The organism is Pseudonocardia lutea (assembly GCF_042658055.1).
In the GTDB taxonomy this organism is placed as follows: domain Bacteria; phylum Actinomycetota; class Actinomycetes; order Mycobacteriales; family Pseudonocardiaceae; genus Pseudonocardia; species Pseudonocardia lutea.
In genome coordinates, this window is the sequence record NZ_JBHSQK010000008.1 from 62,166 (window position 1) to 84,816 (window position 22,651).

The 22,651-nt window shown below is 75.4% G+C and carries 25 protein-coding genes; 12 read left to right on the forward strand and 13 right to left on the reverse strand.

Going from position 1 to position 22,651, the window contains the following annotated elements; genetic code table 11:
* The first annotated feature begins 48 nt into the window (after nt 1-48).
* Complete coding sequence (locus ACFQH9_RS04985; protein ID WP_379564672.1) at nt 49-486, forward strand: SgcJ/EcaC family oxidoreductase; 438 nt, start codon at nt 49-51, stop codon at nt 484-486.
* A gap of 48 nt (nt 487-534) precedes the next feature.
* Here ACFQH9_RS04985 and ACFQH9_RS04990 read toward each other — a convergent pair whose 3' ends face one another.
* The 6 genes from ACFQH9_RS04990 to glgX all read right to left on the reverse strand — a co-directional run bounded on the left by ACFQH9_RS04990 (nt 535) and on the right by glgX (nt 6,759).
* A complete protein-coding gene (locus ACFQH9_RS04990) occupies nt 535-756 on the reverse strand; it encodes a zinc ribbon domain-containing protein (RefSeq protein WP_232870535.1) in 222 nt (73 codons plus the stop codon).
* A gap of 87 nt (nt 757-843) precedes the next feature.
* The gene (locus ACFQH9_RS04995; protein ID WP_379564675.1) at nt 844-1,731 is read right to left on the reverse strand and encodes a PadR family transcriptional regulator; all 888 of its coding nucleotides are present in this window, start codon (nt 1,729-1,731) and stop codon (nt 844-846) included.
* Entirely contained in the window at nt 1,728-2,702 is a 975-nt protein-coding gene (locus ACFQH9_RS05000) for a ParA family protein (RefSeq protein WP_379564677.1), read from the reverse strand. Before ACFQH9_RS05000 ends, ACFQH9_RS04995 begins: the two co-directional genes overlap by 4 nt.
* A gap of 180 nt (nt 2,703-2,882) precedes the next feature.
* On the reverse strand, nt 2,883-4,385 hold the full coding sequence (locus ACFQH9_RS05005; RefSeq protein WP_379564679.1) for a hypothetical protein: 1,503 nt from the start codon (nt 4,383-4,385) through the stop codon (nt 2,883-2,885).
* On the reverse strand, nt 4,378-4,578 hold the full coding sequence (locus tag ACFQH9_RS05010; protein ID WP_379564681.1) for a hypothetical protein: 201 nt from the start codon (nt 4,576-4,578) through the stop codon (nt 4,378-4,380). The genes ACFQH9_RS05005 and ACFQH9_RS05010 overlap by 8 nt, the downstream gene beginning before the upstream one ends.
* 153 nt (nt 4,579-4,731) lie before the next feature.
* Nucleotides 4,732-6,759 carry a glycogen debranching protein GlgX gene (glgX, locus tag ACFQH9_RS05015; protein ID WP_379564683.1) on the reverse strand — a complete coding sequence of 676 codons (2,028 nt, stop codon included), beginning with the start codon at nt 6,757-6,759 and terminating at the stop codon, nt 4,732-4,734.
* 100 nt (nt 6,760-6,859) lie between these two features.
* Here glgX and ACFQH9_RS05020 point away from each other — a divergent pair, with 100 nt between their 5' ends.
* From ACFQH9_RS05020 to ACFQH9_RS05050, 7 genes are all read left to right on the forward strand, one after another.
* On the forward strand, nt 6,860-7,624 hold the full coding sequence (locus ACFQH9_RS05020) for an ABC transporter ATP-binding protein (protein ID WP_379564770.1): 765 nt from the start codon (nt 6,860-6,862) through the stop codon (nt 7,622-7,624).
* Between the two features lie 77 nt (nt 7,625-7,701).
* Nucleotides 7,702-8,481 carry an enoyl-CoA hydratase/isomerase family protein gene (locus tag ACFQH9_RS05025; protein WP_379564685.1) on the forward strand — a complete coding sequence of 260 codons (780 nt, stop codon included), beginning with the start codon at nt 7,702-7,704 and terminating at the stop codon, nt 8,479-8,481.
* Nucleotides 8,482-8,573: 92 nt separating this feature from the next.
* Nucleotides 8,574-9,524 carry a ribonuclease Z gene (locus tag ACFQH9_RS05030; protein ID WP_379564687.1) on the forward strand — a complete coding sequence of 317 codons (951 nt, stop codon included), beginning with the start codon at nt 8,574-8,576 and terminating at the stop codon, nt 9,522-9,524.
* Between the two features lie 11 nt (nt 9,525-9,535).
* Entirely contained in the window at nt 9,536-10,492 is a 957-nt protein-coding gene (locus ACFQH9_RS05035; RefSeq protein ID WP_379564689.1) for a class I SAM-dependent methyltransferase, read from the forward strand.
* A gap of 83 nt (nt 10,493-10,575) precedes the next feature.
* Nucleotides 10,576-11,715, forward strand: a complete 1,140-nt coding sequence (gene macS, locus ACFQH9_RS05040; RefSeq protein ID WP_379564691.1) for a MacS family sensor histidine kinase — start codon at nt 10,576-10,578, stop codon at nt 11,713-11,715.
* Nucleotides 11,712-12,359 (forward strand): response regulator, encoded by a 648-nt coding sequence (locus ACFQH9_RS05045; protein ID WP_379564693.1) that lies wholly within the window; start codon nt 11,712-11,714, stop codon nt 12,357-12,359. Before macS ends, ACFQH9_RS05045 begins: the two co-directional genes overlap by 4 nt.
* Before the next feature lie 145 nt (nt 12,360-12,504).
* Nucleotides 12,505-12,945 carry a hypothetical protein gene (locus tag ACFQH9_RS05050; RefSeq protein ID WP_379564695.1) on the forward strand — a complete coding sequence of 147 codons (441 nt, stop codon included), beginning with the start codon at nt 12,505-12,507 and terminating at the stop codon, nt 12,943-12,945.
* A 40-nt stretch (nt 12,946-12,985) separates the two neighbouring features.
* Here ACFQH9_RS05050 and ACFQH9_RS05055 read toward each other — a convergent pair whose 3' ends face one another.
* From ACFQH9_RS05055 to ACFQH9_RS05065, 3 genes are read right to left on the reverse strand one after another with little or no spacing between them, the layout of a single operon-like run.
* Entirely contained in the window at nt 12,986-13,603 is a 618-nt protein-coding gene (locus ACFQH9_RS05055) for a helix-turn-helix transcriptional regulator (protein WP_379564697.1), read from the reverse strand.
* Nucleotides 13,604-13,662: 59 nt separating this feature from the next.
* Nucleotides 13,663-14,634: a nucleoside hydrolase gene (locus ACFQH9_RS05060; protein ID WP_379564699.1), complete on the reverse strand. Its 972-nt coding sequence runs from the start codon at nt 14,632-14,634 to the stop codon at nt 13,663-13,665.
* A gap of 34 nt (nt 14,635-14,668) precedes the next feature.
* On the reverse strand, nt 14,669-14,875 hold the full coding sequence (locus ACFQH9_RS05065; RefSeq protein WP_379564701.1) for a hypothetical protein: 207 nt from the start codon (nt 14,873-14,875) through the stop codon (nt 14,669-14,671).
* Nucleotides 14,876-14,977: 102 nt separating this feature from the next.
* Between ACFQH9_RS05065 and ACFQH9_RS05070 the strand changes: the two genes are divergently transcribed.
* Nucleotides 14,978-15,724 (forward strand): acyltransferase, encoded by a 747-nt coding sequence (locus tag ACFQH9_RS05070; protein WP_379564703.1) that lies wholly within the window; start codon nt 14,978-14,980, stop codon nt 15,722-15,724.
* Here ACFQH9_RS05070 and ACFQH9_RS05075 read toward each other — a convergent pair.
* The gene (locus ACFQH9_RS05075; RefSeq protein WP_379564705.1) at nt 15,711-16,967 is read right to left on the reverse strand and encodes a glycosyltransferase family 4 protein; all 1,257 of its coding nucleotides are present in this window, start codon (nt 16,965-16,967) and stop codon (nt 15,711-15,713) included. The genes ACFQH9_RS05070 and ACFQH9_RS05075 overlap by 14 nt on opposite strands.
* Before the next feature lie 138 nt (nt 16,968-17,105).
* Here ACFQH9_RS05075 and ACFQH9_RS05080 point away from each other — a divergent pair, with 138 nt between their 5' ends.
* Complete coding sequence (locus ACFQH9_RS05080) at nt 17,106-17,858, forward strand: trypsin-like serine peptidase (protein ID WP_379564707.1); 753 nt, start codon at nt 17,106-17,108, stop codon at nt 17,856-17,858.
* Nucleotide 17,859: 1 nt separating this feature from the next.
* Here ACFQH9_RS05080 and ACFQH9_RS05085 read toward each other — a convergent pair whose 3' ends face one another.
* Genes ACFQH9_RS05085 through ACFQH9_RS05095 form a run of 3 tightly spaced genes read right to left on the reverse strand, consistent with a single transcriptional unit; the run spans nt 17,860 to nt 20,395 of the window.
* Nucleotides 17,860-19,332 (reverse strand): 1,4-alpha-glucan branching protein domain-containing protein, encoded by a 1,473-nt coding sequence (locus ACFQH9_RS05085; protein WP_379564709.1) that lies wholly within the window; start codon nt 19,330-19,332, stop codon nt 17,860-17,862.
* Nucleotides 19,329-20,075, reverse strand: a complete 747-nt coding sequence (locus ACFQH9_RS05090) for a class I SAM-dependent methyltransferase (RefSeq protein WP_379564711.1) — start codon at nt 20,073-20,075, stop codon at nt 19,329-19,331. Before ACFQH9_RS05090 ends, ACFQH9_RS05085 begins: the two co-directional genes overlap by 4 nt.
* The gene (locus ACFQH9_RS05095) at nt 20,072-20,395 is read right to left on the reverse strand and encodes a hypothetical protein (protein ID WP_379564712.1); all 324 of its coding nucleotides are present in this window, start codon (nt 20,393-20,395) and stop codon (nt 20,072-20,074) included. The genes ACFQH9_RS05090 and ACFQH9_RS05095 overlap by 4 nt, the downstream gene beginning before the upstream one ends.
* A 462-nt stretch (nt 20,396-20,857) precedes the next feature.
* Between ACFQH9_RS05095 and ACFQH9_RS05100 the strand changes: the two genes are divergently transcribed.
* Together ACFQH9_RS05100 and ACFQH9_RS05105 are read left to right on the forward strand one after the other, a co-directional pair.
* Nucleotides 20,858-21,649: an electron transfer flavoprotein subunit beta/FixA family protein gene (locus tag ACFQH9_RS05100; protein ID WP_379564713.1), complete on the forward strand. Its 792-nt coding sequence runs from the start codon at nt 20,858-20,860 to the stop codon at nt 21,647-21,649.
* Between the two features lie 39 nt (nt 21,650-21,688).
* The gene (locus ACFQH9_RS05105) at nt 21,689-22,648 is read left to right on the forward strand and encodes an electron transfer flavoprotein subunit alpha/FixB family protein (RefSeq protein ID WP_379564714.1); all 960 of its coding nucleotides are present in this window, start codon (nt 21,689-21,691) and stop codon (nt 22,646-22,648) included.
* The last annotated feature ends 3 nt before the right edge of the window (nt 22,649-22,651 follow it).

Consider the following 22,651-nt stretch of genomic DNA (forward strand, 5'->3'; position numbering starts at 1 on the left):
GGAGGGAGGGGTTGACCTCGAGTCGGGTCGAGGTCCGAGGGTGTCCGCATGACCTCCGTGGACACCGCTCCGTCCGTCTCCGACGACGCCGACCACACCGCCGACCTGACCGCGCTCCGGCAGGTGATCGCCGACGTCGAGACGGGGCTGAACACCAACGACGCCGAGCTGATGACCAGGCACTTCGCCGCGAACGCGGTGGCCGTGGGGGTGAACGGGCGGGCGACCGCCGGGCTCGCCGCGCTGCGCGAGGTGCACGCGCAGGCGGTGACCGGGTTCCTGAAGGACCAGTACGCGCGCTACGAGATCGACGACGTCACCTTCGTGCGCCCGGACGTCGCCCTCGTGCGCAAGCTGGCCCGCGCCGTCGACGCCGAGGGCGCGCCCATCGACCTCGACCACACGATGTCGGCGCTCTACGTGCTGGTGCGGGAGCAGGGGCGCTGGTGGATCGTGGCGCGGCAGAACACGCTGATCCCGCGCTGATCACCCCGCGCTGATCACCCCGCGTCGGTCGGCCGGGTTCGAGTCGGGTCAGCCGCAGCCGCAGGCCCCGCCGCAGCAGCCGCCCCCGCCCCCCGTCGGGGCCATGGCCGGGGCGGCGCCGGCGCGGCCGCCGAGCGAGACGGTCGAGAGCAGCTTGACGGTGTCGCTGTGGCCGTGCGGGCAGTCGGCGGGGTCCGAGGCCGCGGCCATGGGGCGGTCGACCTCGAAGGTCGTGGTGCACTCGCGGCAGCGGAACTCGTAACGCGGCATGGCCGGGAGATTACGCCGCGGAGGGCGCCGTGGTCACCGGCCTCGCCGGTGTCCGCGGCCGTGCGCGGTCCACCCGGGGTTGCCGCGTCAGGAGTCAGGGGGCCCCACGATGCGGTCGACGCCGTGCGCGAAGGCCGCCCACTCGCGGCGGCGGGCGGCCAGGATGCGCTCGCCGAGCGGGGTGAGCCGGTAGTGCCGCCTGTCGGGCCCCAGGGTGATCAGCCGGTCGTTCTTGAGCCGGTGCAGCCGGTGGTAGGTGCCCTGCAACGAGGGCTGGAACACGCCGTCGCTGCGCCTCCGGATCGTCTCGTGCACCACGCGTCCGTTCTCCGGTCGGCCCTCGACGACGGCGAGGATCAGGAGGTCCAGTTGCCGGGCGTCGCGCAGGCGCACCTCGCCGTAGCGGGGGCGGGAAGCGCGGCGCCGGTCCGGGCCTCCCGAACGCCCCGGCGTGCGGGTGCGGCGCGGCTCCGGGCGGCCGTTGCGCTCCACGGGACCCCCGGCCGGAGCCGGGGAGCGTCCGTTCGCCCGGCTCGCGTCGGAGTAGGTGCGGTGGCCGGTCCTGTCGTCGGTGGTGATCGCTCCGCTCCTCGTGTCGTCGGTGTGGTCGGCGTCGGTGGGGGTCGCGGTGCCGGCCGGTTCGTCGGAGCCGGCGGTGGTGCCGTCGTCGGTGGTGTCGTCGGTGGTGTCGTCGGTGAGGTTGTCGGGGATGTCGTTGCGGTCCGCGGTCCTGGTGTCGGCGGTCGTGGTGTCGGCGGTCGTGGTGCCGGCGGTCGTGGTGTCCGGGAGGCGGCGGGTGGTGTCGTCGGCCGGGTCGGTCGTGTCGTTCGCGTTGTCGTCCCGTCGTGGCCCGGCGCCGGCCCGCGACTCCCCGCGGTCGTCCGCCGGCGCAGCCCGGCGCCGGCGTCGCGCGGGGCGCAGGCCGGCGGCCGCGGTCCCGAACGTCGAGGACAGGTCGCGGGTGGGCCGGTTCACGCGCGGGCCTTCCGCCGTGCCCCGGCACGGGGACGCCGGGACTTCCCGGTCTTCTCCGCGTCCTCGGCGGCCTGCAGCGCGGTGAGCACCTCGATGCCGAGCGCGCGGTAGTCGCCGGCGACGCTCGCGGCCGTGGCGGAGATCCGCCGGGTGCGGCTGCCCGTGCGGAGCTCCTCCCACCAGGCGGGCTGGGCGGCCGCCTCGACCTCCAGCTCGTGGGCGAGCTTGCCGAGGCGCCGCGCGTCCTGGGCGGTGCGCTCCGCGTGCCGGATGGTGGTCTCGAACCGGGGCGAGGAGCCGCCGAAGGCCTCGTCGATCGCCGCGAGGGCCTCGCCCTGGACGGCGCGGGCGCGGCTGCCCGTCGCGAACAGCACCACACCGAGCAGCCCGAGCCGGGCGTTGATCTCGCGGGCGAGGGCGAACCGCTCGGCGACCAGCGTCATGCCGAGGAGCCCGCCCAGATCGGACTTCGTGGGCATCAGCACCCAGCGCGCCGACGCCAGCGCGAGGTCGGTGAGGATGGTCGACTCCGGCGGGCAGTCGATGAACACCACCTCGTAGCCGGCGGCCACGGGGGCGAGCACGTCGCCCAGCACCCGGAACGCCTCGCGCCCGTGGTGCTGCAGCCGGGACACCATGATCGGGGTGAGGTCCTCCAGGCGGGCGCCACCGCACACGACGTCGAGCTGCGGCCGGACGTCCTCCGCCGGCCGCAGCGGCGTCCCGGCGACGATCGCGCCGAGCAGCCCGGCGCCCTCGTCGTCGATGTCGGAGCCGCGGTAGCCCAGGTCGTCGGCGAGGTTGGCCTGGCGGTTGAGGTCGAGGAGCAGGGTGCGGTAGCCGGCGCCGGCGAACTGCCCGCCCAGGTTCGCGGCGAGGGAGGTCTTCCCCACCCCGCCCTTGTCGTTGACGATCGCGATCACGCGGCTGAGCGCGAAGTCGCGGTCACGGTCGCTGGTGCGCCTGGCCACGGACCACCTCCGCCTTCGTCGACGGCGGGCGGCGTCGCCCGCTCGCGGTGAAGCGTGCTGCGCACGTACCCGAGCGCGCGGACCGACACACCCGCTCGCGCGGACGGCGTCCACTTCGACCAGCGAGAACGGGCGACCGGCCCAACAGGCGCACCGCCGGGCGGCGCAGCCCGGGTGGACTCAGCTCGCGCCCTCCGCGCCGCCCCCCCGCCGACGTGCGGTGCGCTGCTGCCCGCTGCGCCGCCCCGCCGCCCCGCCGCGGGTTGTCCGGGACGCCCGAGCCCCGCGGTCCGACGCCACCCGCTCCCGTTCCGAGCGTGCAGGGCGGGCGCGATGGACGAGGAGGTCGCGCAGCTCGTCCTCGGACGGGCTGCCCCGATCGACAGCGCCGTCCCCGTCGCTGTCCCCGTCGGTGTCTCCGTCGGTGTCTCCGGCGGTGTCCTCGGCGGTGTCCTCGGCGTCGGCGGTGTCTGCAGTGTCGCCGTCGTCCTCGGATCCGGACGACCCGGGCCGGGCCGTGTCGACCTCGTCCGTCTCGTCGCCCTCGGCGTCCTCGTCGGTGTCGTCGTACTCGTCGTCGTACTCGTCGTCGTACTCGTCGTCGTACTCGTCGCCGGCTTCCGCGGTGTCCTCGGAGTCGGTCTCCTCGTCGTACCCGTCGTCGACGTCCTCGGTCTCGTCCTCGGCCTCGTCGTCGGCCTCGTCGTCGGCCTCGTCCTCGCCGGCGTCGTCCTCGAGCTCGTCGGTCTCGTCGGTCTCGTCGGTCTCGTCGTCCCCGGCGTACTCGTCGTCGGAGTCGGTGCGGCCCTCGACGTCCTCGTCCTCGTCCTCGTCCTCGCCCTCGACGTCCTCGTCGTACTCGTCCTCGGCGCCGGGCTCGTCGTCGTACTCGTCCTCGTCGTCCTCGGTGAGCTCGTCCTCGCCGGCGTCGTCCTCGAGCTCGTCCTCGCCGGCGTCGTCCTCGAGCTCGTCGGCCTCGTCGTCGTACTCGTCCTCGTCGGACTCCTCCGAGTCCTCGTCGGCGAGTTCGTCGGACTCGTCGTCGGCGAGCTCGTCGGACTCGTCGTCCTCGTCCTCGTCGGCGTCCTCGACCTCGTCCTCGACCTCGTCCTCGACCTCGTCCTCGACCTCGTCCTCGAGCTCGTCGGCCTCATCGGCCTCGTCTGCTTCGCCCTCGTCGAAGTCGCCCTCGGCCTCGTCCTCGTCGCCCGCCTCGTCGTACTCGGCCTCGTCGTCGAGCTCCTCGGCGCCCTCGGCGTCCTCGCTGTCCTCGGCGCCCTCCGTGTCCTCGTCGGACTCCCCGAGGTCCTCGGCGGACCGGTCGGACTCGTCGGCCTCCTCCGGCTCGGTGTCCTCGTCGGACGCCGCCGCGCCCTCGGGCTCGCCGGGCTCCTCGGGCTCCTCGGCCTCGTCCCCGAGCTCGTCCGGCGAGACCTCGTCCTCCAGCTCGTCCGGGGTGGCCTCGTCGTCGGCGCCCCGGTCCTGCTCACCGTCCTGCTCGGACCCGGGGCCGGCCGCCCAGGCCTGCTCCTCGGCGGCGTCCCCGCCCTCGCCCGCCAGGTCGGCGTCGACCTGGGCCTCGCCCGTCTCCTCGACCCTGATGCGCAGCGTCAGCTTCTTGCTGCCCAGCATGATGTAGCCGCTGATGTCGGCCAGGTCCGAGGGCCCCGTCCCGTCACCCATCGTGCCGCTCCTCGTCGCTCGTGCGGGGCGCCCGCGCCGCCGCCACCATCCCCAGCAGGGCCGCACCCGCCGCGGTGACCGGCATCAGCCAGGTCGGGCCGGGCCGCCGGCGTGCGGAGAGGAGCCTGCCGGTCACGCCGACCAGTGCCCCGACCGCGAGCCCGCGGCCGAGGTGCCGTCCCGTTTCCACCACGCGTCCTCCTGGCTCGCGCGGCGGACCCGGCCGCCGCGGCCCCGCCATGGTCGGCGGGGTGGCCGCGGATGCCCGACGGACTCGGAGGGACAAACTCGGGCGCGCCGAAGTTGGGCCGTTCGCCCCGCGGGTACGGCCGTCCGGCGGGAACGATCAGCCCGCGATGCGTCGCAGGAGCAGGAGGGAGTGCGGAGGGAGCGTGATGGTGCTCCCCGGGCGCAGGGGGCGCGCCGTGGCCGGGATCCCGTCCTCCTGGGTGGTGTCGAGCACCGGGACCAGGGGCGAGCCGCCGCGCGGCAGGACGCAGGCCGTACCCGCGGCACCCGCGTGCAGCAGGAAGACCCATTCGCCGGCGAGCAGGCCGAGGGAGCGGGCGTGGGCGTCGTGCCAGTCGTCGCGGGTCAGCTGGCGTCCCGACGGGTGCCACCACAGCACCTCCTCCTCGCGGAGGAAGCGGTCGCGGTGCAGGGCGGGGGAGGACCGGCGGATCGCGGCGACCCGTGCGACGAACCGGGTCATCGCCTCGGCCGCCCCCGGGTCGAGCTCGTCCGGCTCCCAGTCGACCCAGGTGGTCTCGTCGTCGAGGCAGTAGGCGTTGTTGTTGCCGTGCTGGGTCCGCCAGCGCTCGTCGCCGCCGAGGAGCATCGGCGTCCCGATCGACAGCAGCAGGGTGCCGAGCATGGCCCGCGCCGCGGCGCGTCGCCGCGCCCGGACGACCGGCGACGAGGTCTCGCCCTCCACGCCGAAGTTCTGCGAGCGGTTGTCGTCCGTGCCGTCCCGGTTCTGCTCGCCGTTGGCCTCGTTGTGCTTGCGTTCGTAGGAGACGAGGTCGCGCAGGGTGAAGCCGTCGTGCGCGGTCACGAAGTTCACCGACGCCCACGGCCGCCGCCCGGACAGTGCGTAGAGGTCCGAGCTGCCGGTGACCCGCGAGGCCAGCTCGCCGATGTGCCCGTGCCCGCGGAAGAAGTCCCGCACGGCGTCGCGGTAGCGGCCGTTCCACTCCGACCACGCGACCCCGAACCCGCCGACCCGGTAGCCCTCGCCGGTGGCGTCCCACGGCTCGGCGATGAGCTTGCAGGTCGACAGCACGGGATCCTGCGCGATCGCCGTGAGCAGCGCGGAGCTCGGGTCGAACGGGCCGGAGTGCGGCCGGCCGAGCACCGAGGCGAGGTCGATGCGGAAGCCGTCGACGCCGTAGCGGGTGACCCAGTGCCGCATCGCGTCGCACACCAGCCGGATCACGGTGGGGGAGCCGGCGTCGAGCGTGTTGCCGGTGCCGGTGATGTCGGCGTCGTGCCCGAGGCCGCCCAGCGAGTAGTAGGCGCGGGCGTCGAGGCCGCGGTAGGAGAGCGTCACGCCGCCGACGCCGCCCTCGCACGTGTGGTTCGGGACGAAGTCGAGGATCACCTCGATGTCCGCCGCGTGCAGCGCGTCCACCATGGACCGGAACTCGACGGTCTCGGCGCCGGGCGTGCTCGCGTAGGCGCCGTGCGGGGCGAGGAAGCCGAGCGTCGAGTAGCCCCAGAAGTTGCGTGCGCCGCGCTCGACCAGCGCGGGTTCCGAGGCCGCGGCACACACCGGCAGCAGTTCGACGGCGGTGACCCCGATCCGCTGCAGGTGCCCCACGACGGCGGGGTGTGCCAGCCCGAGGTACGTCCCGCGCAGCTCCGGCGGGACCTCCGGGTGCCGCGCGGTGTAGCCCTTCACGTGCAGCTCGGCGATCACGGTCTCGGACCACGGGACGTCCGGGCGCGGCGGCAGGGGCACGTCGTCGGGCGCCTCGATCACGGACAACGGCACGGCCCCGAGCGAGTCGACCGTGCTCGGCGGCCCGGTCATCGGGTCGTCGACCCAGCCACGGGCGGCCGCGAGGTCGGTCACCTGCCCGGTGATCCGCCGCGCGTACGGGTCGACGAGGATCTTGTGCGGGTTGAACCGGTGGCCCTCCCACGGGCGGTAGGGGCCGTACACCCGGAAGCCGTAGCGCTGCCCCGGCCCCACCCCCGGCACGTGCCCGTGCCACACCCCGAAGGTCCGCTCGGTCAGCTCCACCCGCCGCTCGACCAGCTCCCCGGGCGCACCGTCCACGAGGCACACCTCGACGGCGTCGGCGCTGGTCGAGGCCACGGCGAACCGCACCCCGGTGTCGTCGACGTGGGCACCCAACGGGAAGACAGGCACGATCGGCGAGGATAAGGGGGTGAGTTCCCCCGGATCGCCCGCCGGCGCAGAAACCTCCGTGCAGAGCGTCACACCCGATCTGTCCGATCTCGTGATCGACATGCGCGGCGTCACCGTCCGCCGTGGGAAGACCGTGCTGCTCGACTCGGTCGACTGGCAGGTCGAGCTCGACGAGCGCTGGGTCGTCCTCGGTCCCAACGGCGCCGGCAAGACCACGCTGCTGCGCCTGGCCGCCGCGGAGATGCACCCGACCTCCGGCACCGTCGAGGTCCTCGGCGAGCGGCTGGGCCGGGTCGCGGTGTTCGAGCTGCGCCCGCGGATCGGGCTGACCTCGGCCAACCTCGGCATCCGGATCCCGGGCGACGAGCGGGTGTCCGACGTCGTGGTCAGCGCCGGGTACGGCGTGCTCGGCCGCTGGCGGGAGCGGTACGACGCGCAGGACACCGACCGCGCCGGGCACCTGCTCGAGCAGCTCGGCATGGCCGGGTTCGCCGACCGCGAGTACCGGACGCTGTCCGAGGGCGAGCGCAAGCGGGTGCTGATCGCCCGGGCGCTGATGACCGACCCCGAGCTCCTGCTGCTCGACGAGCCGGCCGCCGGCCTGGACCTCGGCGGCCGCGAGGACCTCGTCTCCCGGCTGTCCACGCTCGCGCTCGACGCCGACGCCCCGGCGTCCGTCCTGGTCACCCACCACGTCGAGGAGATCCCGCCGGGGTACTCGCACGGCCTGCTGCTGCGCGGCGGGAAGGTCGTGGCCGCCGGCCTGCTCGACGACGTCCTCACGGACGACAACCTCTCCGCCACCTTCGGCCTGCCGCTGGCCGTGCAGCGCCGGCGCGGGCGCTACACGGCCTGGCTGCGCTGATCGGGAGGTGAACCCGGCCCTCCCCGTCGGGTGAGCGGCCGGGCCCTCGCGCCCGGCGGCCGGGTTAGGGTCCCCGCGTGACGGAATTCGTGAGGCTCGAGGTCGACAACGGGGTGGGCACGATCCGGCTGGACCGGCCGCCCATGAACGCGCTCAACCGGCAGGTCCAGGCGGAGCTGCTGCAGGTCGCGCAGGAGGCCGCGACCAGGGAGGACGTCCGCGCCGTGATCGTCTACGGCGGCGAGAAGACGCTCGCGGCGGGCGCGGACGTCAAGGAGATGGCGACCATGTCCTACTCCGACATGGCCCCGCGGGCCCGCGCGCTCTCCGCCGGCCTCGGCGCGCTCTCGATCATCCCGAAGCCCACGGTGGCGGCGGTGACCGGTTACGCGCTCGGCGGCGGCCTCGAGGTCGCGCTCGGCGCCGACCGCCGCATCGCGGGCGACAACGCCAAGCTCGGCTTCCCGGAGATCCTGCTCGGCATCTTCCCCGGCGGCGGCGGCACCCAGCGGCTGGCCCGGCTCGTCGGCCCGTCGCGGGCGAAGGACCTGATCTACACGGGCCGGTTCGTCGACGCGCAGGAGGCGCTGGCGATCGGGCTGGTCGACGAGGTCGTCCCGGCCGACGAGGTCTACTCCCGGTCCGTCGAGTACGTCTCGCAGTTCACCGCGGGCCCGGCCCTGGCCTACGCCGCGGCGAAGAAGGCGATCGACGGCGGCCTGGACACCGACCTGCGCACCGGCCTGGACCTCGAGTCCGAGCTGTTCGCGGGGGTGTTCGCCAGCGACGACGCCGGCATCGGCATGCGCTCCTTCATCGAGAACGGCCCGGGCAAGGCGAGCTTCACCGGCCGGTAGGCCCCCCGGCCGGGTGAGCGAACGGCGCTTTCGTCCGGTGGAGAGCGAAAGTGCCGCTCGCTCGTCATCGCTCTTGGGTAGCGTCGCGGCCCGTGGGCGCGCGGGAGCTGGTGGTGCTGGGGACGGCGAGCCAGGCGCCCACGCGCACCCGCAACCACAACGGCTACCTGCTGCGCTGGGACTCGGCGCCGACGGCCGGCTCCGCCCGCTCCGCCTCCGCGGGTCTGCTGTTCGACCCGGGCGAGGGCACCCAGCGGCAGATGCTGTTCGCCGGCGTCGCCGCGAGCGTGGTCACCCGGATCTGCCTGACCCACATGCACGGCGACCACTGCCTCGGCGTGCCCGGCGTGGTGCAGCGGCTCTCCCTCGACGAGGTCGCGCACCCCGTCCACGTGCACTTCCCGGCGTCGGGGCAGGAGCACTTCACCCGGCTCCGCTACGCCACCTCCTACCGCGAGCGCGCCGATTTGCGCGAACACCCGCACGACCGGGACGGGGTGGTCGCCCGGGACGAGGTCGGCACCCTGGAGGTCCGCCGCCTGGAGCACCCGGTCGAGGCCTTCGGCTACCGGCTCGTGGAACCCGACGGTCGCCGCATGCTGCCCGACGCCCTGGCCCGCGCCGGCATCACCGGGCCGCGCGTGCGCGAGCTGCAGGCCCGCGGGGAGCTCGACGGCGTGCGGCTCGAGGAGGTCAGCGCGCCCCGGCCCGGGCAGGTGTTCGCCTTCGTCATGGACACCCGGCTGTGCGACGGCGTGTACGCGCTGGCCGAGGGCGCCGACATGCTGGTCATCGAGTCGACCTTCCTGCACGAGGACGCCGACCTGGCCCACGCCTTCGGCCACCTCACCGCCCGCCAGGCCGCGGGCGTGGCGGCGGAGTGCGGCGTACGCACCCTCGTCCTCACGCACTTCTCCCAGCGCTACACCGAGCCGGAGCGGTTCGCGGCCGAGGCCGGCGAGGTGTTCGGCGGCGAGCTCGTCGTCGCCGCGGACCTGATGCGGGTCCCGGTCCCGCCGCGGGTCGTCGCGCCCGCGGGCTAGGGTCGCTACCCATGAGTACGGACCAGGCCCCCACCCCGCACGCGACGGCCGAGCAGGTCGAGGCCGCCTGGAACGACCCCAAGCTGGCGAACGTGCTCTACCACGACTGGGAAGCCGGCACGTACGACGAGAAGTGGTCGATCAGCTACGACGAGCGCTGCATCGACTACGCCGCCGGGCGCTTCCGCCTGGCCACCGGCTGGGACGGCCGCCCGTACGGGCACGCCCTGGAGCTCGGCTGCGGCACCGGGTTCTTCCTGCTCAACCTGATGCAGGCCGGCGTGGCGGAGAAGGGCTCGGTCACCGACCTCTCGCCGGGCATGGTGCAGGCGGCACTGCGCAACGCCGAGCACCTCGGCCTCCCGGTCGACGGCACGGTGGCCGACGCCGAGACCATCCCGTACCCCGACGACACCTTCGACCTGGTCGTCGGGCACGCGGTGCTGCACCACATCCCGGACGTCGAGGCCGCGCTGCGCGAGGTGCTGCGCGTGCTCGAGCCGGGCGGGCGGTTCGTGTTCGCCGGCGAGCCGACCACCGTCGGCGACGCCTACGCCCGCGCGCTCTCCCGGTGGACGTGGAAGGCCGCGACCACGATCACCAGGCTGGGGCCGCTGCAGGGCTGGCGCCGCCCGCAGACCGAGCTCGACGAGTCCAGCCGGGCCGCCGCCCTCGAGGCGGTCGTCGACCTCCACACCTTCGACCCGGCCGAGCTCGAGGCGATGGCCGGGCGCGCCGGCGCCCGGGACGTCCGCGTCGTCACCGAGGAGCTCACCGCCGCGATGCTCGGCTGGCCGGTGCGGACCTTCGAGGCCGCGGTGCCCCCGGGCAAGCTGGGCTGGAACTGGGCGATGTTCGCCTACCACGGCTGGCAGCGGCTCTCGGCGCTCGACGCCGCGTTGGGCCGGGTGCTGCCGCGCGCGTGGTTCTACAACGCCCTGATCTCGGGCACCAAGCCCCGTCGGTAGGACTACGGACGCGAGGCCCGCCCCGGGGCTGCACGCTGGGACGTGTGTTCCGCCGCGCCCCCGTCCACGCCACACTGATCGACGTGGAACGCCCGCTCGAGCCGCTGTGGCGCGGCGTCGTCGTCTACCGCGTGCTCACGCTGGCGACGGTGATCGGGGTGTCGGTCCTCCACATGGCCGACTACGCCTCCCCGGTGGGGGCGGGCCTGGTGCTCGCGGTCATGACGGCCTGGACCGCGGTGCTCGCCCGGGGCTACCTCGGCGAGGGGTTCGAGGGCCGGCGCGGTCCGCTCGCGCTGGCCGACCTCGCCGTCAGCGCCGGGATCATGCTCACCACCCCGCTGATCGTCACCGACGCCCAGCTCGACGCCTCGGCGCCGGGCATGGGCTCGATCTGGACCTCCGGCGCGGTGCTCGCCTGCGCCGTGGCCTACCGCGTCCCCGGCGGGGTGGCGGCCGCGGCGGTGATCTCCGCGGCGCTGGTGGTCGCCAAGTCCCGGGCCACCCTGACCGAGCTCAACGACATCCAGATCCTCGCGCTCGCCGGGCTCACCGTCGGGTACGCCTCGCTCGTGCTGCGCCGGGCCGCCGAACGGGTGCGCCGCGCCGTCGCCGAGGAGGCCGCCGCCGCGGAGCGGGAGCGGCTGGCCCGGGCCGTGCACGACGGCGTGCTGCAGGTCCTCGCGCACGTCGGCCGCCGCGGGGCGGAGCTGGGCGGGGCCGCGGCCGAGCTCGGCGCGCTCGCCGGGGAGCAGGAGATCGCCCTCCGCACGCTGCTGACGAGCGGCGACGCCCGGGTCGACGCCGAGGGGCGGCGCGATCTCGCGGCCACGCTGCGGGCGCGGGCGTCGGGCCGGGTGACCGTGTCGGCGCCGGCGCACCCGGTCGAGCTGCCGGCCGGCGTGGTCGCGGAGCTCGACGCCGTGGTCCACGCCGCGCTGACCAACGTCGAGCGGCACGTCGGCGCCGACGCCCCGGCCTGGGTCCTCGTGGAGGAGCTCGACGACGCGGTCGAGATCACCGTCCGCGACGACGGGCCCGGCATCCCCGCCGGCCGGCTCGCGGAGGCGGAGCAGCAGGGCCGGCTCGGGGTGGCGCGCTCGATGCGCGGCCGCGTGGCCGACCTCGGCGGCACCCTCGCGCTCGACACCGGGCCCGGCCGGGGCACCGAGTGGACCATCCGGGTCCCCGTCCGGGCGGGCCGGCGCAGGGAGAACGTGTGAGCGTGACCGTCATGGTGGTCGACGACCACCCCATCTGGCGCGAGGGCGTGGCCCGGGACCTGGGCGAGCGTGGGCTGGAGGTGGTGGCCACCGCGCCCGACGCCGGGGCCGCCGTCCGGATCGCCCCCGCGGTCCGTCCGCAGGTCGTGCTCATGGACCTCAACCTCGGCGGGACGTCCGGGGTCGACGCCATCGCCGGCATCCTTGAGGCGCTGCCGGACACCAGGGTGCTGGTGCTCTCGGCCAGCGGCGAGCACGCCGACGTGCTGGAGGCGCTCAAGGCCGGCGCCACCGGGTACCTGGTCAAGTCGGCGAGCGCCGAGGAGCTGGTCGACGCCGTGCACCGCACGGCCGACGGCGTCCCCGTCTTCACGCCCGGGCTCGCAGGCCTGGTGCTCGGCGAGTACCGCCGCCTCGCCCAGCGGCCCGCGGGCGAGCCCGCGGTGCCCGCGCTGACCGAACGCGAGACCGAGGTGCTGCGGCTGGTCGCGAAGGGTCTCACCGCCAGGCAGATCGGCGAGCGCCTGGTCGTGTCGCACCGCACCGTCGAGAGCCACGTCCAGAACACGCTGCGCAAGCTGCAGCTGCACAACCGCTCCCAGCTCGTCCGCTACGCCATCGAGCAGGGCCTGGCCGACGACTGAACGGCGCGGGTGTTCGGCCCGCGCTCCGTCGTCGGGCGATCGACAGGTCGCCCGCGTTTGCCCGATCCGCCCGGAGGGGGACCCTGGCACGTCCGCCGGGACCCGGAGGACCGGGCCCGCCGGACAGGGATCCGAGGAGGACGAGATGCCCGCACCCGCGCGGCCCGCCGTGCCCGACGACCGGATCGGGCCGGCGGAGTCGGGGGACGTGCCGACCCGGCGCCCACGGCAGGCGATCGGGCTCGGTGTCGACCTGACGCGCGGCGCCTGGGGCCTGATCTCGCTGCTGAGTCCCGAGGCGGTGGTCGGCGTCCTCCGCGCTCCCTCCACTCCGCGCGCACGCGCGGTCGTCCGGGTCCTGGGCGCGCGTCACCTCACCCAACTCGCGGCTGCTCGTGTGGTGCCCACCCGCGGCTGTCGGGCCGGTGGGGCGCTGGTCGACGGACTCCACGCCCTGAGCTGCCTCGCCCTGGCGGCCGTCTCCCCGACCTGGCGGCGTGGCGCATGCGCCGACGCGGTGGTGGCCGGTGTGTTCGCCGCGCTCGGGGCGAGCGCGACCGCCCGTCCGCGACGGCCGGCAGGCTGACCGGGCCGGCGAACGCGCAGGTCGCACACGTCCGCGACGACTACGCGAGCCCGTGCTCGATCGCGTACCGGACCAGCGCGGCCCGTCCCGGGACGTCGAACTTCCGCAGGGTCCGCTGGATGTGGTTCTCCACCGTGCGCGGCGAGAGCACGAGCCGGGTCGCGATCTGCCGGGCCGTGAGCCCCTCGACGACCAGCCGCAGCACCTCGGACTCCCGCTCGGTGAGCCGTGGTGTCTCCGTGTCCACACCCGCGGCGGCGTCGAGCGCCCGCTCGGCCAGCCCCTCGCCGAAGGCCGGTCCGCCGCAGGCCGCCGCCCGCAGGACCTCGGCGAGGGCCGGGTCGTCGCGCAGGACGTAGCCCGTCGCCCCCGCCCGGACGACGTCGAGCACGGGCTCGGGGCCCGCGCCCGCCCCGACGACCGGGAGCTCGGGCAGCTCCGCGGCGAGCGTCTCGACGGCGTGCAGGGCCGCGGGCCCGGCGTCCGCGTCGACCAGCACGACCTGCGGCCGCAGCGCCCGGGCCGCGGCGAGGGCCTCGGCGGGCGGAACCGCGCCGGCCGCCACGAGCGGAGCGGGCACGGGCAGCGCCCCGACGACCAGCACCGCCAGCTCCACCCCGGCCCCCTCTCCCGCGGAGAAGATCATGCCGAGCCGCACGACGGCGGCGGGAGTGCCGGACGTCCGGAATCACCGTTTCGGTGCACGACCCGGGAGGTTCACCCCGTCGTTCCCGGTCCGTCCCGGTCTCCCGGTCCTTCTCGGTCCTTCAGCCGCGCCGCGATCTCCCCGAGCACGGCGTCGACGTCGGCGTCGAGGGCCACCGCGACGGGCGGACCGGGCGCGTCCGGCCGGCCGTCGGGCACCACCACGCCGCGCGCCGGCCCGAGGTCGCAGGCCACGAGCAGCGGCAACGGCGTGGTGTGCAGCACGCCGGGCCGGATCGCCTCGAGCAGGGCGACGGCGTCGTGCAGGGCGACCGCGTCCCGGCCGTAGTGCTCGCGGAAGGCGACCCGGTAGGCGGCGATCACGTCGGCGAGGACCGCCCCGGTCGGCCCGCCGGCGGCGAGCCCGGCGACCCAGTCGGCGTCGGCCGCGCACCGCAGCGTGAGGTCCAGCGGCACGAGCGTGACGGGCACCTCGGGCTGGGTGAGGACGCGGTGGGCGGCCTCGGGGTCGGCGTAGACGTTGAACTCCGCGGCGCCCGCGGTGTTGCCGCCCCGCAGCGACCCACCCATGATCACCAACCGGCCGATGCGGTCGGCCAGCTCCGGGTGGGCGGCGAGCAGCACCGCGCAGTTGGTGAGGGGCCCGATCGCGGCGATCGTGACCGGCTCGGGGGCGGCCCGCAGCACGTCGGCCATCAGCTCGACGGCCGGGCGCGGGTCCAGCGGCGCCATCTCCGGCAGCGCCTCGGCGCGCCCGCCGAGACCGTCGGCGCCGTGCCAGCGGGCGGCGCGTTCGAGCTGCGGGTGCACCAGCGGGCGGGCGGCGCCGCGGGCGACCGGGACCTCCGGCCGCCCGGCCAGCGCGACCAGCCGGCGGGCGTTGGGCAGGGTGTGCTCGAGACCGACGTTGCCGAAGGTCACCGTGACGGCCCGGACGTCGAGCTCCGGGCTGCGCAGGGCCAGGACGAGGGCCACGGCGTCGTCCACGCCCGGGTCGGTGTCGAGGATCAGCGGCGTCGGCACGGCGGTGATCGTAGGAGCCGCGCGTTCCGGGGGCCTACTCGCTGCGGGTCGGCTCGCTCTCGTCCTCCCGGTCCAGCTCGCGGGCGGCGTCGTCGGTGGCCCCGGCGTCGTTCCGGTCGCTCCCCGTGCGCGGGTTGCCCTCGTGGTCGTAGTCGCCGCGGGCGGTGCCCGCGCCCCCGCCGCCGGTCAGCGAGGGCTCCGGGCCCTCGTCGCCGGGGGCGTCGCCGGTGCGCTCGGTCATGGGGCCTCCAGTGCTCGTGCTCGTGTCGGGTGATCCGTGTCGGTGGATCTGCTTCCCCGGACCGGTCGCCGGGCAAACGCGGACCCCGGTTTAGGGTCGGCCATGACCTCGATGTGGGGCGCCCCGCTCCGGGAGCGCTGGGCGCGTCGGCGCCGCGACCCGGAGCAGGTCCGCTTCCTCACCCCGGCGTCGCTGCGGTGGGTGGTCCGCCACCGGGCCTGGACGCCCTGGTACCTGGTCCGCTACTGGCGGCTGCTGCGCTTCCGCGCGGCGAACCCGCACGTGGTGCTGCGCGGCATGGTCTTCCTGGGGCGCGACGTCGAGATCGTCGCGCGGCCCGGCTACGGGCGGCTGGAGATCGGCCGGTGGGTGCACATCGGCGACGGCAACTCGCTGCGCTGCCACGAGGGCTCGATGCGGATCGGGGACAAGGTGGTCCTGGGCCGCAACAACACGGTCAACTGCTACCTCGACGTCGAGATCGGGGCCGCGTCGATCGTCGCCGACTGGGTCTACGTGACCGACTTCGACCACCGCACGGAGGACGTGCACGTCCCGATCAAGGACCAGGGCATCGTGAAGGCGCCGGTGCGGATCGGGCCGGACACCTGGATCGGGGTGAAGGTGTCGGTGCTGCGCGGCTCGCGGATCGGCCGCGGCAGCGTGCTGGGCGCGCACGCCGTCGTCCGCGGCGACATCCCCGAGTACTCGATCGCGGTCGGCGCGCCCGCCCGGGTCGTGCGGAACCGCGTGGAGGACTTCGAGGCCGCGGCCGCCGAGCGCGCGGCGGTGGCGGACATGGCCCGCAAGCAGCGCGCCGCGGTGGAGCGGCGGCTCAAGCGGGCGTGAGGACGTTCCCGGACGGGATCTTCGGGCGGGGGAGCTCCTGCGGGCCGCCGTTCGGGGCCGCGGCGTAGACCTCGGCGGTCCGGGCGGCGATGCCGCGCCAGGAGAAGTCGGTGCGCAGCCGCGCCCGCGCCGCGCGGGCCCGCCCCGCCGCGGCCCGCGGGTCCGCCAGCGCCCGGTCGACGGCGGCGACGAGCCCGGGGACGGCGCCGGGCGGGAAGGACCAGCCCGTCTCGCCCTCCACGACCAGCTCGCCCAGCCCACCGGCGGCCGACGCGACCAGCGTGGCGCCCGCCGCCGCGGCCTCCAGGGCCACGATCCCGAACGGCTCGTACCGGCTCGGCAGCACGACGGCGTCGGCGGCGGCGAGCAGGGCGGCCAGGTCGCCGTCGGGCAGGTGGCCGGTGAAGGTCGCGGCACGGCTCACCCGGTGCCGCCGGGCCTCGGCGCGCAGGAACTCCCGCTGGGTGCCGGTGCCCGCGACCAGCAGCCGGGTGCCGGGGTGCCGCCGGCGGACCCGCGGCAGCGCGGCGAGCAGGTCCTGCACGCCCTTCTCGTACTCGAGCCGCCCGACGAACAGCAGCAGCGGTGCGTGCCCGGGCGCGTACCGCTCCCGCACGGCGGCCGCGCGCTCGCGCCCGACCCGCCAGCCCCGGGCGTCGATGCCGTTGTGCACGACGTGGACCGCTTCGGGGTCGAGGTCGAACAGCTGCGCGGCCTCGGTCCGCATCGCCGCGGAGCAGGTGAGGACGGCGTCGGCGCGGTTGGCCAGCACCCACTCCACCGAGTGCACCTGCCGGCTGAGCGGGGCGGAGAGCCAGCCCGCGTGCCGGCCCGCCTCCGTGGCGTGCACGGTCGCGACCAGCGGCACGCCCAGGACGTCGGCCAGCGTGGTGGCGGGGTGGGCGACGAGCCAGTCGTGCGCGTGCACGACGTCGGGCCGCCAGTCGCCGAGCCGGGTCAGCGCGGTGCGGACGAGGGTGTGCCCCATCGCGAGCGTCCACGCGACGAGGTCGCGCCCGAACTCCAGGTGCGCCGGGTCCTCGGCGGCGCGCAGCACGCGCAGGCCCCCCGAGCGCCGGTCGGTGGTGGGGTGGGTGCCCGCGTCCGTGCCGGTCGGCTGCCGGGTGAGGACGACGACCTCGTGCCCGGCCGCCGCGAGCTCGCGGGCCAGCGCGTGCACGTGCCGGCCCAGCCCGCCGACCACGACCGGCGGGTACTCCCACGACACCAGCAGCACGCGCATCGCGGCCGATCCTGGCAGGTCGCCGTGCGCCGGTTACCGGCGGGTAGGAGGCGGCGCCGCCGGCCGACGGCCTGTCACCGACCCGTGGGCCGGGCCGCCACGGCTACGGTGGCGGCACACCGACATGATCGGAGAGGCATGCAGGGGTTCGCGGGAAGGCTGGTCGTGCTGAGTGTCGTGCTCCTCGTGTCCGGCTGCGCCACCGCGCCCGCCCCGCCCGCGCCTCCCACCCGGCCCGCTCCGACCGAGCCCGCGGCGGTCGGCGCGCTGTTCGGCGGTCCCGCGACCGACCTCGGCGACCACTACTGCAGCGGCTCGGTGGTCGACAGCCCGGCCGGGGACCTCGTGCTCACCGCCGCGCACTGCGTGGCCGCCGGGGACGGCTCGCCCGCCCGCACCGGCATGTCCTTCGTCCCCGGCTACCGCGACGGCGACCGGCCCCACGGCGTGTGGACCGTGGCGAACGCGGTGGTCGATCCCCGGTTCCTCGCCGACGCCGATCCCGACTTCGACGTCGCCTTCCTGACCGTGCGGCCCGCCGACGGCACGCGGCCCGTCGAGGACGTCACCGGCGGCTTCCCGATCGCCTTCGACCCCGGCGCCGGCGCCGGTGTCCGCGCGATCGGCTACCCGGACGAGGACGACGGCCCGACGGTCCGGTCCGGCGTCACGCAGCGGTTCTCTCCGACGCAGCTGGTGCTGTCCGCGCCGGGGCTGGAGGACGGCACGAGCGGCGGGCCGTGGCTGCGCGCCGGCGCGGACGGACCCGAGGTCGTCGGGCTGACCGGGGGCTACGAGCAGGGCGGGTCCTCGTACGACACCTCGTACTCGACCTACCTCGCCGGCTCCTTCGCCGCGCTGCGCGACCAGGCGGTGGACGCGCCCGGCTGAGTCACACCCGGAGCCGACGGGCGTCGACGTGCCCGAAGGGCGGCCGCTCCCAGCCCGCGACGAGGGTGCCGGCCTCCTCGCGTCGGCCCTCGTCGAGCAGGTGGGCCAGGGCGAACACGCGGTCGGCGTGCCGGTGGGCGCGTTCCCGGGCGTAGTCGACCGTCGAACCGGTGGTGACCATGAAGGCCCAGTCGCTGGACAGGGCGAGCAGGGCCTGCTCGGCCAGCGCGTCGACCAGCGGGTCGCGGGCGAAGGACCGTCCCTTGCCGACGGCGGTGACCAGCGCCTCCTGCACCTGCCGGTTGAGCGCGACCAGGTCGGCGACGGCCTCGCCGGCCCACACACGCCAGTCCTTGCCCGAGCCCCAGGAGGAGGGCGGCAGGTCCACCGGTTCCCCGACCAGGCCGGGGTCGGCGAGCGCGCCGCGCAGCGTCGTCACGCGGATCCCGGCCTCCGGCAGCGTCCGCAGCACCGCCTCCAGCCAGGCCGGGCCCTCGTGCCACCAGTGCCCGAACAGCTCGGTGTCGAAGGCGGCCACGGTCAGCGCGGGCCGGCCGTGCGTCTCGCGCAGCGCATCGAGCCGGGCCCCGACGACGGCGACGAAGTCCGCGGCGTCGCGCTCCACCTGGGCGGCGGCGCGGGCCGGGGAGTAGGGCGCCTTCTCGTGCGGCGGCACGTCCGGGCCGGTGACCCGCGCGGGCTTGAGGCCGGACGCGTGGTCGTAGGTGTGGAAGTCGCGGTGGTCGCGGTGCCCCGGGTAGCCCTTGCGCGGCGACCAGACCCGGTAGGTGACCTCGAGGTCGCGGCCGACGCACACGACGTCACCCGTCCCCACCGGACGGGCGAAGGCCGTGTCGCCGTGCAGCGCGGGCCCGTCGACCAGGAAGTGGGTCACCCCCGCGGTCGCGTACTCGCGCTCCATCCCGGGCGCGAACCCGCACTCCGGGGCCCAGATCCCGGCCGGGGCCGCGCCGAGCCGCCACCGGGCGTCGGACAGGCCGGTCTCGAGCGCGAACTCGCGCACCCGCGGGTCGAGCAGCGGACCGAACGGGTGCGTGGCCGGGCCGCCGAGCAGCTCGACGGCGCCCTCGAGCGACCGGAACACCGGCGACCCGCCGTGCCGCCAGTGCGTCTCGAACTCGGCCAGGGCCGCCGCGGAGCGCCGGTGCTCGTAGGCGGCCAGCTCCGGTAGCCGCGGCGCGGCATCGTGCGCCCGCAGCTGCCAGCCGGCGAGCCAGGCGTGCACACCGCGCAGGCAGTGCGGGTCGTCGAGCTGCGCGGCCAGCACCGGCGTGACGCCGAGGGTCAGCAGGTCCCGGCGGCCCTCGGCGGCGAGCCGGCGCAGCAGGTCGGCCAGCGGGAGGTAGGCCTGCGCCCACGCCTGGTGGAGCCACTCCTCACCGACCGGCCACCGGCCGTGGTGCGCGACCCACGGCAGGTGGCTGTGCAGGACCAGGCAGAAGGTGCCCCTCACGGGCGGCTCGCCGTCACCAGCAGGTCGAGGCTCGCGTCCAGGTCGTCCGGGGTGAGGAGGAAGTCGTCCACGCGCACGGACGCGACGTCCGCGAGCAGGTCCGCGGGCCAGGCCCCGCCCGCGAGGGCGACGGCCACCTGGGCGTCGACGAGCGAGCCGCCGTGCCGCGCGTCGAGGGCCCGCAGCCGCGGCCCGTGGTGCAGGCCGAGCAGCTCGACGTCCGTGAACCCGGCCGCGCACACCAGCCCGGCGAGCTCGTCGGGGGACAGTTCGCGGGTGTGGAAGGGGTTGAGCGGGGTGTCCCGGCCGGGGGAGAAGGTGAGGCGGTTGGGCGTGGAGACCATGATCCGGCCGCCGGGCCGCAGCACCCGCCGGCACTCGCGCAGGAACAGCCCCTGGTCCCACAGGTGCTCGACGACCTGCAGCGACACCACCGCGTCGAGCCGGGCGTCGGGCACCGGGAGGGCGACGAGATTGGCCCGGGCCACCCCGACGCGGGGGTAGCGGCGGGCGACGTGCGCGGCCGTGAGGGCGTCGTAGTCCAGCCCCAGGACCCGGTCCGCGACGCCCGCGAGCAGGTCCGCGCCGTACCCCTCGCCGCAGCCCGCCTCCAGCACCGTCGCACCCGAGCACTGCGGGACCAGCGCCGCGTACACGGCCTCGTGCCGGCGGAACCAGTAGTTCTCCTCCGGGATCCCGGGCACGGTCCGCTCGCCGGTCAGCGGGAGGGAGGAGGTGCTCACGGGGCGGTCCGGGGGTCGGGGCCGGGGTCGTTCGACACCGTGACGATCCCGCCGACCGACTCGGTCAGCCAGGCCAGCAGCGTGTGGTCGTCGAGCGTGAGGGGGACCTCGGGGCCGCCCCAGCCGAGCCGGGTCACCGGGCGGTGGGCCAGCGCGTCGTCGAGCAGGAGGGCGAGGCCGTCCGTCAGCAGGACCGTGACGCCCTGGTGGGTGATGCGGCGGGTGCCGTCCTCGGGGTCGCCCGCGGTCAGGTCGGAGCCGGTCCGCACGACGTAGCCCTGACCCGTGCGGTCGTCGTAGCCCGTCACCAGCACGCGCACACCCCCGTCCGCCGGCGCGGAGCCGCCCGGCACCGGGATCCTAGGGCGGGCGGGCCGTCGGCAGGGCCGCCACCGGCCGTGCCCCGACGCGGGGAACGTCACTCCGCGTGCAGGGAACTCGTGCTGGTGAGGGGTCTGGTGAGCAGGCTCACCCCGGACGTCGTTTGCTGTTCGGATACCGAACGGTAACAATCGGCCCCAGGTCAGACGGCATGCCGCGGCCCCTGCGGGCCCCGATCCACGGGGTCCGGCGGGCGGCGCGGGGCCGGCGGACCGGTGGTCCGGGCGGTGTCGTGCCGGCCGCGGAGGGGACCGGGGAAGCCCGGTGCACCCGACCGCGTCGCGACGGCCCGCGTCGTCGGGATCGACGCTAGGTTCGCACGCACGTTTTGGCAGGCGAGTAGCCGTGGGACCCCCGCAGGAGCAGGGGCCGCGCAACCGGCAGGAGGTCGAAGAGGTCCGATGAACATCGTCGTGCTGGTCAAGCAGGTGCCGGACACCTACTCCGAGCGGAAACTGTCCTCGGGCGACCACACCCTGGACCGGGACGCCACGGACGCGGTGCTGGACGAGATCGACGAGCGTGCGGTGGAGTCCGCGCTGCAGCTCAAGGAAGGCGACGGGGCCGGCGACTCCACGGTGACCGTCGTGGCCATGGGGCCGGACCGGGCCACGGACGCGATCCGCAAGGCCCTGTCGATGGGTGCGGACAAGGCGGTGCACCTCTCGGACGAGGCGCTGCACGGGTCGTGTGCGGTGCAGACCACCCGGGCGCTGGCCAAGGTGATCGGCACCCTGGGCGAGGTGGACCTGGTCCTGGCCGGCAACGAGGCCTCGGACGGGCGGATGGGCGCGATCCCGGCCATGGTCGCCGACGTGCTCGGGCTGCCGTCCCTGACCCACGCCCGCGAGCTGTCCGTGGAGGGCTCGACCGTGACGGTGCGCCGGGAGACCGACGACGGGGTCACGGTGCTGAGCGCCGAGCTGCCCGCCGTGGTGTCGGTGAACGAGAAGATCAACGAGCCGCGCTACCCGTCCTTCAAGGGGATCATGGCGGCGAAGAAGAAGCCGGTCACCACGCTGACCCTGGCCGACGCCGGGATCGACGCCTCGGAGGTCGGGCTGGCCAACGCGCTGACCACGGTCACCACCTCGCAGCCCAAGCCGCCGAAGTCCGGGGGCGAGAAGGTCGAGGACGAGGGCGACGGCGGGCAGAAGATCGCGCAGTTCCTCGTGGGCCAGAAGCTCATCTGATCACCCAGCAGAGACTTTTTCGAGAAGAGGCAAACGAACATGGCTGAGGTTCTGGTCCTCGTCGACCATCTCGACGGGGAGATCAAGAAGAGCACGTTCGAGCTGCTGACCGCGGCCCGCGCGCTGGGCGAGCCGTCCGCGGTGGTGGTCGGCCCGGCCGGGTCGGGCGGCAAGCTGTCCGAGGGGCTGAAGGCGCACGGCGCGGCGAAGATCTACATCGCGGAGACCGACTCGTCGGATTTCCTGACCCCGCAGGTGTCGGTGCTGGCCTCGCTGGTCGAGGCGAAGGACCCGGCCGCGGTGCTGATCGGTGTCTCCGCCGACGGCAAGGAGATCGCCGGCCGGCTGGCCATCAAGACCAACTCGGCGCTGCTCGGCGACGTCGTCGGGGTGTCCGCTGCCGATGGTGGGGCGGGCACCACGCACTCGGTGTTCGGTGGGGCGTTCATCGCCGAGGCCAAGGCCAACACCGCGCACCCGGTGATCACGCTGCGCCCGGGGTCGGTCGAGGTCGAGGCCGCCGACGGTGCCGGCGCCGAGGAGACCGTCGAGGTCCCGGCCGCGTCGGGCCGGTCCGCGACCGTGCAGTCGCGTGAGCCGGTGACCGTGGGCGACCGCCCGGAGCTCACCGAGGCGAGCGTGATCGTGTCCGGTGGCCGCGGGGTGGGCTCGGCCGAGCAGTTCTCCGTGGTGGAGGGCCTGGCCGACTCCCTCGGCGCGGCCGTGGGTGCCTCGCGGGCCGCGGTCGACTCGGGGTTCTACCCGCACCAGTTCCAGGTCGGGCAGACCGGCAAGACCGTGTCCCCGCAGCTCTACATCGCGCTGGGCATCTCCGGGGCGATCCAGCACCGGGCCGGCATGCAGACCTCGAAGACGATCATCGCGGTCAACAAGGACCCGGAGGCCCCGATCTTCGAGATCGCGGACTTCGGCGTGGTGGGCGACCTGTTCAAGGTCGCGCCCCAGCTCCAGGAGGAAGTCACCAAGCGCAAGAACTGACCT

Coding starts and splice junctions, on each gene's coding strand:
- ACFQH9_RS05080 (WP_379564707.1), top strand. CDS start 17,106: ATGCAGGGGTTCGCGGGAAGGCTGGTCGTGCTGAGTGTCGTGCTCCTC.
- ACFQH9_RS05070 (WP_379564703.1), top strand. CDS start 14,978: ATGACCTCGATGTGGGGCGCCCCGCTCCGGGAGCGCTGGGCGCGTCGG.
- ACFQH9_RS05035 (WP_379564689.1), top strand. CDS start 9,536: ATGAGTACGGACCAGGCCCCCACCCCGCACGCGACGGCCGAGCAGGTC.
- ACFQH9_RS05105 (WP_379564714.1), top strand. CDS start 21,689: ATGGCTGAGGTTCTGGTCCTCGTCGACCATCTCGACGGGGAGATCAAG.
- ACFQH9_RS05100 (WP_379564713.1), top strand. CDS start 20,858: ATGAACATCGTCGTGCTGGTCAAGCAGGTGCCGGACACCTACTCCGAG.
- ACFQH9_RS05065 (WP_379564701.1), bottom strand. CDS start 14,875: ATGACCGAGCGCACCGGCGACGCCCCCGGCGACGAGGGCCCGGAGCCC.
- ACFQH9_RS05075 (WP_379564705.1), bottom strand. CDS start 16,967: ATGCGCGTGCTGCTGGTGTCGTGGGAGTACCCGCCGGTCGTGGTCGGC.
- ACFQH9_RS05050 (WP_379564695.1), top strand. CDS start 12,505: ATGCCCGCACCCGCGCGGCCCGCCGTGCCCGACGACCGGATCGGGCCG.
- ACFQH9_RS05020 (WP_379564770.1), top strand. CDS start 6,860: ATGCGCGGCGTCACCGTCCGCCGTGGGAAGACCGTGCTGCTCGACTCG.
- ACFQH9_RS05005 (WP_379564679.1), bottom strand. CDS start 4,385: ATGGGTGACGGGACGGGGCCCTCGGACCTGGCCGACATCAGCGGCTAC.
- ACFQH9_RS04990 (WP_232870535.1), bottom strand. CDS start 756: ATGCCGCGTTACGAGTTCCGCTGCCGCGAGTGCACCACGACCTTCGAG.
- ACFQH9_RS04985 (WP_379564672.1), top strand. CDS start 49: ATGACCTCCGTGGACACCGCTCCGTCCGTCTCCGACGACGCCGACCAC.